The organism is Leeuwenhoekiella palythoae (genome assembly GCF_020310025.1).
In the GTDB taxonomy this organism is placed as follows: Bacteria; Bacteroidota; Bacteroidia; order Flavobacteriales; family Flavobacteriaceae; genus Leeuwenhoekiella; species Leeuwenhoekiella palythoae.
Map to the genome: position 1 here is coordinate 1,761,951 of NZ_CP084318.1, position 13,440 is coordinate 1,775,390.

Sequence of the window (13,440 nt, forward strand, 5' to 3'; positions counted from 1 at the left end):
AAGCACAAATAGCTGTTTAACAGAAGTTCATAGTAAAATTAATGAAGATTCACATCCTTATCACCTAAAAATAAGGTAGTTAGGTAATTGTGTGGATGATGTTGAAAATGAGCGATTTACTTTGTAGGAATACTTATAAATTGTTAAATCAACACTACAGATTCTGGTGCATTTAAGTAAATTATAGCTTTCTTTTTAATGTGAAGTCCCATTTTTTGCAAGCTTTTTACATATAATTCTAATTGATCCTTATGCGAAACGTTAGGACTTCCGGTCTTATAATCCAGCAGCCAAACATTATTGTCTTTATCAATTTCTACACGATCAGGTCGTATCATCTGACCTTCTAAATGTATTGCGCGCTCGTTTAAAACGGTATGCCTGTGATCAAAAAAGCCGTGCGCTTTTAAGTCTGAAATTAGACGATGTAGTTGTGCTTGCAAGGTTTCTTTTTGATCGTTTTCAATCATTCCTCTGGTGAGTGCCCGTTTGATGGCTATTTCAATATCTGCTTCAGATTTTATGTCAGCCATCAGTTCGTGAATAATGTTTCCAAAAGTTATGGCTTCCTTTCTTTCAAAATCCCACAGGGCTTCAGCTTGAGTTACAATCGCTAGATTATGGTCTTCCTTTGCAGTACTTATTAAATCAAGAAATGCAGCATCTTGTTTTAAACGCTTCGGTTGAGAAACGCGAGAAGCGCTTCCAAAGGTGTAAACGTTTTGATCGCTATCAAAGAGCTGTTGCTGTTCTAGAAATTGAATAAACAGATCAGAGAAATTCTTTGGTTCTCCCTTTGTTTTACTGGTTTTGGTAATGATGTGCAGTTGCTCTACACTTCGCGTGAGTGCGACATATAAGACATTGATGGTGTCCAGTTGCTGCTGCATGCGCTTATATTCATACAACATTGCGGTTTGCTCATTATAGGAGGTGAGCTCTGCTTTTTGACCAATTAATAAAGCCTCAAAGCCTAAGAATTCTTCGGTTTCCGGGAGATACCAATTGTAGGAGTCTGAGCGGTTATCATACAATTCGGTGTGAGCAAAAGGGTAAATTACCACCGGAAATTCTAAACCTTTACTTTTATGAATAGTCATAATTTGTACAGCTTGAGATGCGGGCGGAGTGCTTATGCTCAATTTATCTTGCTTGCGGTCCCACCACGTGATGAATTCTGGAATTCCGCCTGAATGCTTTTGCGAAAAATCATAGACAGCATCTAGGAAAAACTGAAGATAGGCTCCGCCTTTTTGATGAAGATCAAAGGCTCTGATGATATACTCTGCAGATTCATAAATAGGAAGCAACGCGCATTGTTCAAAATCAAACCGCGAAGTATCAGGAAAAATTTGATTAAAAAGAGCTGCGCCGTTTGATTCTAAATGGTTTTTATAAAACGTGTGGCTATCTTCAAGATCAAAATAGTTTTCGGCCAAATAGGTCAATATTTTAATGCTAATAGCCTTTGAATTCGGCTCTACGGTATAGTGTAAAACATCAATAATAAATTGAACTTGTGGTGATTGCTTCAGCAATAAGCTTTCACTGGAGATCACCGGGATATTTTCTTCTTGTAAGCGTTGTGCGATTTCAATTCCTTCTGCGTTGCGACGAACTAATATGCACAGTTCGTGTAATTCAAACCCATGTTCAACACAACTGTTTACGGTCTTTACTACCTCGTCCAGATATAATGGTTTTGCTTCTTCGGCTTTGTCAGCTTCAATGAAATTTATTGACACATAACCTCCTTTACGATGATTGTGTTTTTGGGAATTACCCGATAGATAGAGCTCTTTATATTCCGGATAGGCAAAGTTGTTTGCTACCTGAGTAAAAAACGAATTATTAAAATCGATCACCTGATCATAACTGCGGTAATTATGAGGAAGGGTAATGGTCTTTTTATCTTGATTCTGAAAGGGATTATTCTCATTTTTTGAGAGGCTTATAAATTGCTCAGCTTCACCACCGCGCCAGCGATAAATAGCTTGTTTAGGATCGCCAACGATCATCAGGCTATTAGCAAGTGTTTCGGTTTGAGCGGTACTAACAGCATTGTCTATTAGAGGCACTGTGTTAGACCATTGTAAAACCGAAGTGTCCTGAAATTCATCTATAAAATAATTTTCATAACGTTCTCCCAAGCGCTCGTAAATAAAAGGTGTGGGTTGATTGGCTATATTTTTATGTATGAGTTCGTTGAAATCTGAGATCAAAACCAAATTATTTTCAGATTTGATCTTTTCCACTTCTTGCTGAATACTTTGCAGTACAGATAACGGCGTGATTTTTTTGTAAAGTTCGTCTTCTAATTTCAGTTGAAGGATTAACGCCTTTATTGCATTAAACTGTAAGGTGATTTCTGGTGCAATTTGGTCTAAAATAGCCTTGATGCCTTCCTTTTGGGTTTTTGTATATAAAGGTTCTTGCCCTAAGTGTTGCACCCATTTCGTATCAAAATTCACGTTAAAATCAGCTTCAGCTATTTTGCTGAGGGCGTTGGGTAAATATTTTCTTGTGAAATGAGCGTGTTCTAAGTGGTTTTCAGCAATAAACTGCAGCAAGCGCTGTGCTTTATCAACGATTACTTTTGATTTCTCATTTCGGGATGTGTTGAAATGCTTCTTTAAAGCAGCAAAATCTTCCAGGGACCTTGACTGAATTTTCTTTAGATACTCGCGATCGTTTTCGCTGAGCAAAAGTTTACTGATCTCATAAAAATCCCTAGAAATGTCCCAGCTTTTGTCATTATCTATTTTTTCAAAGGCAAAGTTCAGAAGTACATTGGTAATCAACTGATCTCTACCGGCTTTATCAATAAGGTTATCTACAGCTTGCTCTAAGATGTCCTGAGTGTTCAATTCGACTTCAAAATTCTGTGGAATTTTTAAATCGTAAGCAAACGTGCGAATGATGCGGTGTGTGAAATTATCAATAGTCACCACGTCAAAAGAAGCGTAATCTTGAACAATATGTTTTAAAATACGTCTTGCTTTAAGCTGAATTTCCTCTGGAGCAAGACCGGTGGCTTCAACAATAGCGTTAAACATCGCATCTTCTTCAATCTGCTTATCACTTTGAGCAAAAGCTTCTAAATTTTCAATGATTCGAAGTTTCATTTCTGCCACCGCTTTATTGGTAAAGGTAATTGCCAGAATGCGCCTGTATTTAAAGTCGTTTTTACTGCTAAAAAGAATGGTGAGGTAATTTTTGACGAGCGCAAAAGTTTTACCCGCGCCGGCAGAGGCGTTATAAACAGAGATAGAATGATGATCTTGCATTAGGTCAAGTTAATATTTTCTGTCTGAGAAAATTTTGTTTGTAGAGAAAAGTATTACACAAATAAAATTAGAATAGTACAAAACCTTAAGACTATTATAACACGCTAAGCTTTAGATAAGGAGTATGAAGTCTTATCTTTGATTATCAACTATTCTATTAACGAAAAAATATTAAAATATGTCTTTTCAACTTCCAGAATTAAAATATGCGAAAGATGCTTTAGAGCCGCATATTGATTCAAAAACTATGGAAATTCATCATGACAAACATCATGCTGGATATACAAGCAAATTAAATGCAGCAATCGAAGGAACTGATTTAGAAGGAAAAACTATTGAGAACATCCTGATAAATCTTGATATGACCAATAGCGCAGTGCGCAACAATGGTGGTGGTTTTTACAACCATAGCCTATTTTGGGAAGTAATGTCTCCAGACGGAGGCGGAGAGCCTACAGGAGAATTAGCAGAAGCTATTGATGCTGCTTTTGGTTCTTTTGAAGCGTTCAAGGATAAATTCAGTAGTGCAGCTGGGACTCAATTTGGTTCAGGATGGGCTTGGCTTTGTGTTCACGAAGGTGGAAAAGTAGAGGTTTGCTCAACGCCTAACCAAGACAATCCGCTAATGCCTGAGGTAGGCTGCGGAGGTACTCCAATTTTAGGTATTGATGTTTGGGAACATGCATACTACTTAAAGTATCAAAACCAGCGTCCTACATATATTGATGCGTTTTTTAACGTAATCAACTGGAAAGAAGTTTCTAGCAGATACGCACAAAATAAATAAGAAGTACTAAGTTTCTGATGAAAAGCCCGGTTGATCCGGGCTTTTTTTATTGGTGCTATCAGATATATTAGTGTTTATCCTTTGAAATAAATTTTCAATTGCGGGGTATTGCAATGCTTAACGGGACAGAATATTAAACGCTATGGGGTGCCAAAAAAAGGTGGAAAATCTCAAGGAGTGAAAACGGCTCTCCGCTCGGGTTTGACATTACGAGAGCAGGAATTGTTTTCAGCTAATTTTGGTATTCTTTTATTCAGATGGATTTCTCGCCACCTCGATTTGGTGCAAATAAAAAAGGTGGAAAATCTCAAGGATTGAAAACGGCTCGCAGCGCAGGTTCGACATTGCTAGAGTAGCAATTATTTTCGGTTTGTTTAGGAATTCTTTTATTTAGATCGATGGCTCGCCACCCCCGATTTGGTGCAAATAAAAAAGGTGGAAAAAATCCACCTTTTTTGCCCCAAATCTACCATGAACTTAACCTACTTATGTTATGGCAGTCACTAAAATATTATATGTTGCGGGGTTCAACCAAATCTTTTAGATAAAGTGCTGAATTATTAGTTAAAGCGCCTGTTTAATACGCTCTCTTTAAATTTCCTTCTACATAATTGATAAAAGCACGGTTTACCACACGATTTCCTCCTACGGTAGGGTAATCTCCTGTAAAGTACCAGTCGCCCAGATTCTTAGGGCACGCCTTATGCAAATCGCTTACTTTTTGATAAATCACGCTAACCTCTGGAGCGATGGTTTCATCTTTTAAAAGCTCAGCAATTTTATTAGAAATTTCTTCATCTGTAAAGGGTTCATAAATTTCTTTGACATAGTTAATTACATCTACATCTTCAAAATCAACCTGACTTACACATTTCTCATAAACCTGATTGATGATCTCTTCTTTACCATTTTCTTTGAGCAAATCAATAGCAGCTCTAAAGGCAATGAAGTCTTGAAGTTTTGCCATATCAATTCCGTAGCAATCCGGGTAGCGAATTTGCGGCGCAGAAGAAACCACTACAATCTTCTTAGGGTTTAGACGAGAAAGCATTTTTATAATACTCTTTTTAAGTGTAGTACCGCGTACGATACTATCATCAATAATCACAAGATTGTCAGATTCTTTAACCACACCATAAGTCACGTCATATACGTGTGCTACAAGATCGTCTCTACTGCTGTCTTCAGTAATAAAGGTGCGTAGTTTTACGTCTTTTATTGCGATTTTTTCGGTGCGCAATTTTTTAGACAGAATCGCTTCAAGCCCTTGCTTGTCTAGTTCGTTTCTACGCTCTAAAATCTCTGCGGCCTTCTGCTTGTCTAATTCGGCTTGAGCCGCTTCGACCATTCCGTAGAATGAAGTTTCGGCAGTATTAGGAATATAACTAAACACACTGTTCTGCGTGTCGTGATCAATATGCTTGAGCACTTCAGGCATCAATAATCTACCTAATTCTTTTCGCTCTTGGTAAATCTCGGCATCACTACCTCTCGAAAAATAGATGCGTTCAAAAGAGCAAGCTTTACGCTCGTGCGGCTCTTGAATCTTTTCAATAGAAGTTTTCCCACTCTTTTTAATGATCATTGCGTGACCGGGATCAAGCTCCTTTACATCTTCAAATTTTGCGTTAAAAACAGTCTGAATCACCGGGCGCTCACTAGCAACTACAACAACTTCGTCGTCTTTATAATAATATGCCGGGCGAATTCCTGAAGGATCTCTCAATACAAAGGCATCGCCATGACCTAAAAGACCAGCCATCGCATAACCACCATCCCATTCTTTTGACGCTTTCTTCAGGATTTTTGCAATGTTAAGACGCTCTGCAATTTGAGGAGAAGCTTCAAATTTAGAGAAACCTTCTTTTTTTAATTTCTTATAAATCTTAGCTACCGCGTCATCGAGAAAATGGCCTATTTTTTCCATCACGGTGATGGTGTCTGCTTTCTCTTTTGGATGTTGACCAAGCTCTACAAGCTTATTAAATAGCTTAAAAACATTGGTCATATTAAAGTTACCGGCAACAATAAGGTTACGGTGCATCCAGTTGTTTTGACGTAAAAATGGGTGAACACTCTCCACACTATTTTTACCAAAGGTACCGTAGCGCACATGACCTAAAAGCAGTTCGCCCACATACGGAACGTGTCTTTTTTGCAAAGCAACATCATCTGCATACTCCGGGTTTTCTAACAAAACCTGATTGATTCTCGAATTTATTTGCGCAAAAATATCCTGAATAGGTTGTTGTGCAATAGAGCGTTGTCTACTTATATAACGCTCTCCGGGTTCCATATCTAATTTTATGCTGGCAAAACCTGCACCATCCTGACCACGGTTGTGCTGTTTTTCCATCATTAAGTACATTTTATTTACACCATAAAATGCAGTGCCATATTTTTCTTTATAATACTCTAGGGGTTTTAAAAGACGTATTACTGAAATTCCGCATTCGTGCTTTATTGCGTCACTCATAGCTTGTTTAAATGTTTGCGCCCCCTTCTGGTTAAGAAGAGGGCGCGCGTTGTTTTATAGGTCTAAATTAAATTGCGTTAAGGCTTTAAATTTCAGCAAACGCTTTTCGATTTCTTCGGGTTTTAAATTTTGCATACGCTCGGTTCCAAATTTCTCTACGCAAAACGATGCGAGGTTAGAACCGTGTATGATTGCTCTTTTCATATTTTCAAAAGAAAGGTCTCCTGTACTGGTTAAATAACCGGCAAAACCGCCGGCAAAGGTGTCGCCTGCGCCTGTAGGGTCAAAAACTTCTTCAAGCGGCAAAGCCGGAGCAAAGAAAATTTTATCCTCTTCAAAAAGCAATGCGCCGTGTTCTCCCTTTTTTATAACCACAAAGCGAGGTCCCATTGCTGAGATTTTCTGTGCTGCAGTTACTAAAGAATACTCTCCACTTAGTTGGCGCGCTTCTTCATCATTGATCGTGATCACATCTACACGAGCAATCACTTTTTTAAGATCTTCAAGAGCGCTATCCATCCAGAAGTTCATAGTGTCTAGAATGGCAAGCTTAGGTTTTTTGTTCATTTGATCTAAAACAGAAAGCTGAACGAGCGGGTGTAAGTTACCCAGCATAACAATTTCAGCATCTTTATAAGCTTCAGGAACAACCGGATTAAAATCGGCCAAAGTATTAAGCTCTGTAATAAGCGTATCTCTAGAATTCAGATCGTTGTGGTAGCGGCCTTTCCAGAAGAAGGTTTTGCCGTCTTTTACAACTTCAAGCCCTTCCATATTGATACCTCTATTTTTAAGCAGGTCAATATATTCCTGAGGAAAATCTGATCCTACAACAGAAACGATCGCTTGGTCAACCTCAAAATTAGAAGCGGCTAGACCGATGAAGGTTCCGGCTCCACCAAGAATTTTTCCGGTTTTTCCAAACGGAGATTCAATTTCATCAAAGGCACACGTGCCTACAATTACCAGTTTATGCATCCAAAAATTTTATGCAAATATACAGTTTTGATAATGCAATTTTAAACTATGGTCGTTAGAGTGTTTCTAAACTTACGGTGCGCTTTTGCCTTAAAAGTAGAACGCGTAATACGTTGATGCTATTACGAATAGGATCTTAGGTTTTTTATTTTCTGCCAAAATCAGCCGGAATTTCGCCCCAGGCTTTCGTTTCCCATTTGACAATTACCGTCTTATAAGTGTTGTTTTGAAGCCAGTTTTCGGCACGACGTACCAAATCATACACATCTTTATTCTTTGAATTTTCTGTGAGCTTGGTGTTGCATTTTTTCTTTTTTACCCAGCCAATGGCAATACGTGAATCTGAATAAATAATGCGGTCGCTGTTTTTTTGTTTGAGTAGCGCAAGACCGTGTACGAGGGCAAGAAACTCTCCTATATTATTAGTACCTTGTTTAAACGGACCTTGATGAAAGAGTTGCTTGCCGGTTTGGGTGTCAACGCCTCGATATTCCATAATTCCCGGATTGCCGGAGCTTGCTGCGTCTACAGAAATAGAATACAGATTGGGTTCGCCGTATTTCTGTTTTTCTTCAGTGGTTAATGTCTTCTTCTTTTTTGAAGTCCCTTTTACATCCTTGTAGTCTTTATTATAAGCGGCTTTAGCTTCAGGAAAGGTTGGGAAAGATTTGTATTGTGCCCCTGCAAACCCATCAATCATTGCTTTGCAGTCTTTCCAAGAGGTGTAAATGCCGGGCTTTTTGCCTTGCCAGACCACATAAAATTTCTCTTTCTTCGCCATAAATAATCAGTTTCTTTCATTTCCGCGAAGGCGGAAATCCCTTCAACATTATATGCCTATTGCTTTTCTAGAATCTCTGCGATCACACGCGGAAAGTGCTCGTATTCTAGTTCGTGAATTTTTGCCGCCAAACTATCTGCGGTCTCCTCAGGCTCTAATTGAGTTTTAGCCTGAAAGATGACCGCTCCTTTATCATACTCAGCAGTCACTTCATGAATAGTAATACCAGATTCTTTTTCGCCAGCCGCTACCACAGCTTTATGTACGTTCGCCCCGTACATGCCTTTTCCGCCATAAGCAGGCAGAAGTGCCGGATGAATATTTATGATCTTGCCGGGGTAGGCTGCGATAATATTTTTAGGGAACAACCATAAAAACCCGGCCAGTACGATCAGGTCGGGCTGTGTAGCTTTAATAAGATTTAAAACTTGATCTGTTTCATAAAAGGCGCTTCGGTTAAAACTGAAGGCACTAATTTTTAGATTATTTGCCCGCTCAAGAACTTTTGCAGTGCTTTTATTACTTAAAATCTGAACAACTTGCGCATCTTTTCGGTCTTGAAAAAACTCTGTTATTCGTTGTGCGTTAGAGCCGCTTCCAGAAGCAAAAATTATGATTCGTTTCATATATTATAGGTGTTGCGAGACTACAAAACAACGCATTATTATTGTTTTAAAAGTGCAGTTTGCGTTTTATGTTCAGGAGTAAATGTTTAAATTAACGACACATTTTAGATAGGTAATGTGGTAAAACGGTAAAGTTTGCTATTTTTGCCTCCTAATTAAAATTTAAAATTAAATATTATGTCAGACATTGCATCAAGAGTAAAAGCCATCATCGTAGATAAACTTGGCGTTGATGAGAACGAGGTTGTTGCAGAAGCTAGCTTCACAAACGACCTAGGAGCAGACTCGTTAGATACAGTTGAGCTTATTATGGAGTTTGAAAAAGAATTTGATATTCAGATTCCAGACGACCAGGCAGAAAATATCGCGACTGTAGGTCAAGCTATTTCCTACATAGAAGAAGCAAAGTAAGAAGAAAGCAAATTACCATATGGAGTTAAAGCGAGTTGTAGTAACAGGTCTTGGTGCGCTTACGCCAATCGGGAACAATATTGAAGAATATTGGGAAGGGTTGAGTACAGGTAAAAGCGGCTGTGCTCCTATTACTTATTTTGACACAGAAAAGTTTAAAACCAAATTCGCTTGTGAGCTCAAAAATTTTAACGCTCAGGACTATTTTGACCGAAAAGAAGCTCGAAAGTTAGACCGTTTTGCACAATATGCATTAGTGTCTTCTGATCAAGCGATTAAGGATGCAGGAATAGACCTTGATGTCGTAGATAAATTTAGAGTTGGTGTGATTTGGGGAGCCGGTATCGGCGGCCTAGAGACTTTTCAGGACGAAGTAATAAACTTTGCCGAAGGTGATGGTACTCCTAGATTTAATCCCTTCTTTATTCCAAAAATGATCGCAGATATTGCCCCGGGTAACATCTCGATCAAACATGGATTTATGGGGCCAAATTATACCACGGTTTCTGCATGTGCGTCATCTGCCAATGCATTGATAGATGCACTAAACTACATACGTTTAGGGCATTGTGATATCATTGTAACAGGAGGTAGTGAAGCAGCGGTAACAAAAGCGGGTATGGGTGGTTTTAATGCAATGCATGCCCTTTCGACCCGTAATGAAGATCCCGCAACCGCTTCAAGACCCTTTGACGCTACACGAGACGGTTTTGTTTTAGGTGAAGGTGCCGGTGCGCTTATTCTTGAAGAATATGAGCACGCAAAAGCACGTGGCGCTAAAATTTATGCCGAGGTCGTAGGAGGCGGAATGTCTAGTGATGCACATCACATGACCGCACCGCACCCTGACGGAATAGGTGTAGAGCGCGTAATGCTTAATTGCTTACGTGACGCAAACATCAAACCGGAAGAGGTAGATGCCATAAACACTCACGGTACGTCAACTCCACTGGGAGATGTGGCCGAGCTTAAAGCGATTACCAAAGTATTTGGAGAGCACGCTAAGGACATCAATATCAATTCAACAAAGTCAATGACGGGACATCTTTTAGGTGCAGCAGGAGCTATTGAAGCGATTGCTTCAATCCTTGCGATGGAGCATGGTCTTGTACCACCAACCATCAATCACACGACTGTTGATGAGAACATTGATAGTTCTTTAAACCTTACACTTAATAAAGCACAAAAGCGCGAGGTTAATGTGGCGATGAGCAATACTTTTGGATTTGGAGGTCACAACGCTTGTGTCTTATTTAAAAAGTATAGCGAATAATCTCAGATGAGTGTAATTCGCAACATATTTACTTCCCGTCCTGAAAAGGGCGGGAATTTTTTTGTTACCGTCAAAAAAATCATAGGCTTTAAACCAAATACGCTAAGGCATTATGAAGAAGCATTTACCCATAGGTCTATGGCGCTTCAAGATGATAAAGGCAATGCCTTTAATTATGAGCGGCTAGAATTTTTAGGCGATGCGATGCTGGGTGCTGTGATTGCCGCCTATTTATTTGACGAAGTGGGTAAAGGCGATGAAGGCTATTTGACAAAAATGCGCTCTAAAGTAGTAAGTAGAGAGCACCTGAACGAATTAGGACGGGATCTGGGGCTATTAGGCTTGGTAAAATCTGCTATTCCTAAAGAGAATTTTGGAGCCAACATTCACGGGAATCTTTTTGAAGCGCTCGTCGGAGCTATATATCAAGATAAAGGCTATAATTATGCTAAAAAGTTTATCAATAAACGAGTGATAGACCCTTATGTTGATATTGAAAAGTTAGAAGGCCGTGTTATAAGTTATAAAAGCTTACTTATTGAATGGTGTCAGAAAGAAAAGCACAGTTTTGATTTTGATACGTATGAAGACACTGGTCAGGATGTAGTACGTCATTTTTCGGTGCGGTTGTCAATAGATGAGAAGCAAGTGGCAAAAGCCAGAGCAACTTCAAAAAAGAAAGCTGAAGAAAAAGCGGCAAAGCGCGCCTACTATGTGTTTCAAAATAAAATAGATGTGCATCGCTTTAACTAAAATGGCAGGCTACTACTAGTCATTTTTACATTTAGATAAAGCCTAAGCCTATTATATCTCTTATAGTTTGATTATATTTAACGCTTATTTAAGAGTATGGCTGCCCTCAAACTTTTGCTAGATGATGCGTTTGATTTTGACTTTAGCTTAATAGCAATACACTGTTCTTTAGAAGATTATAGGCTTGCTTTTATGGCTAACAAATATGCGGGCTTACGCTTAAAAAGTTCAAAAGACGTTGACTTTTACATCAAAAAACTAAAATATAGCTTTGCCTCGTTTAAATATGATGATCAAAAAAACTATCAAACCTTTACTTTGATAGCTAATAAATATAAATTAAAACAAGCACAACGCTTGGTAACCAGCGATTTGTTTGCAGATTCTGAGTCAGAGCACTACAAAACAGTTAACTTGATTCCAGAAGTTAAAAATGCAGATTATCTTTTAAAAATAGAGAGTGACAACGGCAAGTCTCCCAGATTAAAATTGCTTGCTCACTTGAATCAAATACCACAAATAATTACCGCTTACGAGGTTGAGGTAAGCGCGTTAAAATCTAAACAAAATTTAATTTTTGAATAATGTCAAACACAAAGAAAACTAAAATTGTTGCTACACTAGGTCCTGCTACCAGTAAGAAGGAAGTCCTTCACAATATGATCAAAGCAGGTGTAGATGTTTTTAGAATTAACTTTTCTCACGCCGACTATGATGCGGTAAAAGAGCGTATAGATATGATACGCAGCCTTAGCGAAGAGTTTGGTTATAACACAGCAATATTAGCAGATTTACAAGGTCCCAAATTGCGAGTTGGGATTATGAAAGATGAAGTTGTAGTTAACCCGGGAGACAAAATTATCTTTTCAACAAAAGAAGAATTTGAGGGCACTAAGGAGCGTGTTTATATGAACTACCAGCACTTTCCTCGCGATGTAAATAAGGGAGAGCGCATACTTCTGGACGACGGTAAATTAATCTTTGAGGTTTTAAAGACTGATAATGAAAACGAAGTTGAGACTGTCGTAATTCAAGGCGGACCGTTAAAATCAAGAAAAGGGGTAAACCTTCCTAATACTAATATTTCGCTTCCTGCACTTACAGAAAAAGATGTTGAAGATGCCATTTTTGCGATCAATCAAAAGGTTGACTGGATCGCCCTTTCCTTTGTGCGTCACGAAGGTGATCTAATTCAGCTTCAGGATTTAATTAAAGAACACTCTGAGCATAAAATCCCTATCATTTCTAAGATCGAAAAGCCAGAGGCAGTAAAAAATATAGATAAGATCGTAGCTTATAGTGATGGTCTTATGGTAGCTCGCGGTGATCTTGGTGTGGAAGTTCCTGCTGAAGAAGTTCCGCTTATTCAAAAGCAATTAGTACTTGCTGCTAAAAAAGCACGTATTCCGGTAATCATCGCAACCCAAATGATGGAAACAATGATCGACAGCCTTACGCCTACGCGCGCTGAGGTTAACGACGTTGCAAACTCTGTGATGGATGGTGCAGATGCGGTAATGTTGAGTGGAGAAACTTCTGTAGGTAAATATCCTGTTCAGGTGATTGAGCGTATGGCTTCTATCTTAGCTAAGGTTGAAGATTCACCATTGATCAAAGTACCTCAGAATCCACCTCACATTCGTACCAAGCGCTACATCACAAAATCTATTTGTTATCACGCAGCGCTTATGGCAAATGATATTGATGCTAAAGCCATCACCACACTTACTAACAGTGGCTATACCGCATTTCAAATTTCAGCGTGGAGACCTAATGCGCATATTTTAGTCTTTACCTCAAACCGAAATATCTTAAGTCAGCTTAATTTACTTTGGGGTGTTAAAGCATTTTATTACGATAAGTTTGTTTCAACCGACGAAACTGTGCGTGATGTAAATCGCATCGCTCGCGACAGCGGCTACCTTAACGTAGGTGATATGGTCATTAGCCTTGCGGCGATGCCTATTAGCGAAAAAGGTATGGTAAATACGCTTAGAGTACGTGAGATTCAAGGGAATTAATTACTCTTAATCTCTTAAAAGTTTAAAGCTCTTTCCTGATCGGAAAG

11 protein-coding genes are annotated in these 13,440 nt (G+C 38.9%); 6 read left to right on the top strand and 5 right to left on the bottom strand.

The window, feature by feature from the left end; genetic code table 11:
* Positions 1 to 143: 143 nt before the first annotated feature.
* On the bottom strand, positions 144 to 3,287 hold the full coding sequence (locus tag LDL79_RS07455; RefSeq protein WP_225599764.1) for a UvrD-helicase domain-containing protein: 3,144 nt from the start codon (positions 3,285 to 3,287) through the stop codon (positions 144 to 146).
* 178 nt (positions 3,288 to 3,465) lie between these two features.
* On the opposite strand from LDL79_RS07455, the gene LDL79_RS07460 reads away from it, so the two are divergent.
* The gene (locus tag LDL79_RS07460; protein ID WP_225599765.1) at positions 3,466 to 4,074 is read left to right on the top strand and encodes a superoxide dismutase; all 609 of its coding nucleotides are present in this window, start codon (positions 3,466 to 3,468) and stop codon (positions 4,072 to 4,074) included.
* Positions 4,075 to 4,651: 577 nt separating this feature from the next.
* On the opposite strand, the gene LDL79_RS07465 is transcribed toward LDL79_RS07460, so the two are convergent.
* The 4 genes from LDL79_RS07465 to purN all read right to left on the bottom strand — a co-directional run bounded on the left by LDL79_RS07465 (position 4,652) and on the right by purN (position 8,935).
* Positions 4,652 to 6,550, bottom strand: a complete 1,899-nt coding sequence (locus tag LDL79_RS07465) for an amidophosphoribosyltransferase (protein WP_072981026.1) — start codon at positions 6,548 to 6,550, stop codon at positions 4,652 to 4,654.
* 54 nt (positions 6,551 to 6,604) lie between these two features.
* A complete protein-coding gene (locus tag LDL79_RS07470; RefSeq protein ID WP_225599766.1) occupies positions 6,605 to 7,528 on the bottom strand; it encodes a PfkB family carbohydrate kinase in 924 nt (307 codons plus the stop codon).
* Between the two features lie 145 nt (positions 7,529 to 7,673).
* Complete coding sequence (locus tag LDL79_RS07475) at positions 7,674 to 8,309, bottom strand: ribonuclease H1 domain-containing protein (protein WP_225599767.1); 636 nt, start codon at positions 8,307 to 8,309, stop codon at positions 7,674 to 7,676.
* Positions 8,310 to 8,365: 56 nt separating this feature from the next.
* Positions 8,366 to 8,935 (bottom strand): phosphoribosylglycinamide formyltransferase, encoded by a 570-nt coding sequence (gene purN / locus LDL79_RS07480; RefSeq protein ID WP_225599768.1) that lies wholly within the window; start codon positions 8,933 to 8,935, stop codon positions 8,366 to 8,368.
* Positions 8,936 to 9,112: 177 nt separating this feature from the next.
* Between purN and LDL79_RS07485 the strand changes: the two genes are divergently transcribed.
* The 5 genes from LDL79_RS07485 to pyk all read left to right on the top strand — a co-directional run bounded on the left by LDL79_RS07485 (position 9,113) and on the right by pyk (position 13,393).
* Positions 9,113 to 9,346 carry an acyl carrier protein gene (locus tag LDL79_RS07485; RefSeq protein ID WP_009778413.1) on the top strand — a complete coding sequence of 78 codons (234 nt, stop codon included), beginning with the start codon at positions 9,113 to 9,115 and terminating at the stop codon, positions 9,344 to 9,346.
* A 19-nt stretch (positions 9,347 to 9,365) separates the two neighbouring features.
* Positions 9,366 to 10,619, top strand: a complete 1,254-nt coding sequence (gene fabF / locus LDL79_RS07490) for a beta-ketoacyl-ACP synthase II (RefSeq protein WP_072981030.1) — start codon at positions 9,366 to 9,368, stop codon at positions 10,617 to 10,619.
* Between the two features lie 6 nt (positions 10,620 to 10,625).
* Entirely contained in the window at positions 10,626 to 11,372 is a 747-nt protein-coding gene (rnc, locus tag LDL79_RS07495) for a ribonuclease III (RefSeq protein ID WP_072981031.1), read from the top strand.
* Positions 11,373 to 11,486: 114 nt separating this feature from the next.
* Positions 11,487 to 11,957: an IPExxxVDY family protein gene (locus LDL79_RS07500; RefSeq protein WP_164916911.1), complete on the top strand. Its 471-nt coding sequence runs from the start codon at positions 11,487 to 11,489 to the stop codon at positions 11,955 to 11,957.
* Positions 11,957 to 13,393 carry a pyruvate kinase gene (pyk, locus tag LDL79_RS07505; protein ID WP_072981033.1) on the top strand — a complete coding sequence of 479 codons (1,437 nt, stop codon included), beginning with the start codon at positions 11,957 to 11,959 and terminating at the stop codon, positions 13,391 to 13,393. The genes LDL79_RS07500 and pyk overlap by 1 nt, the downstream gene beginning before the upstream one ends.
* The last annotated feature ends 47 nt before the right edge of the window (positions 13,394 to 13,440 follow it).

What these genes read in the sequence shown, in the direction of transcription:
- LDL79_RS07455 (WP_225599764.1), bottom strand. Translation starts at nt 3,287, where the DNA reads ATGCAAGATCATCATTCTATCTCTGTTTATAACGCCTCTGCCGGCGCG.
- LDL79_RS07460 (WP_225599765.1), top strand. Translation starts at nt 3,466, where the DNA reads ATGTCTTTTCAACTTCCAGAATTAAAATATGCGAAAGATGCTTTAGAG.
- LDL79_RS07465 (WP_072981026.1), bottom strand. Translation starts at nt 6,550, where the DNA reads ATGAGTGACGCAATAAAGCACGAATGCGGAATTTCAGTAATACGTCTT.
- LDL79_RS07470 (WP_225599766.1), bottom strand. Translation starts at nt 7,528, where the DNA reads ATGCATAAACTGGTAATTGTAGGCACGTGTGCCTTTGATGAAATTGAA.
- LDL79_RS07475 (WP_225599767.1), bottom strand. Translation starts at nt 8,309, where the DNA reads ATGGCGAAGAAAGAGAAATTTTATGTGGTCTGGCAAGGCAAAAAGCCC.
- purN (WP_225599768.1), bottom strand. Translation starts at nt 8,935, where the DNA reads ATGAAACGAATCATAATTTTTGCTTCTGGAAGCGGCTCTAACGCACAA.
- LDL79_RS07485 (WP_009778413.1), top strand. Translation starts at nt 9,113, where the DNA reads ATGTCAGACATTGCATCAAGAGTAAAAGCCATCATCGTAGATAAACTT.
- fabF (WP_072981030.1), top strand. Translation starts at nt 9,366, where the DNA reads ATGGAGTTAAAGCGAGTTGTAGTAACAGGTCTTGGTGCGCTTACGCCA.
- rnc (WP_072981031.1), top strand. Translation starts at nt 10,626, where the DNA reads ATGAGTGTAATTCGCAACATATTTACTTCCCGTCCTGAAAAGGGCGGG.
- pyk (WP_072981033.1), top strand. Translation starts at nt 11,957, where the DNA reads ATGTCAAACACAAAGAAAACTAAAATTGTTGCTACACTAGGTCCTGCT.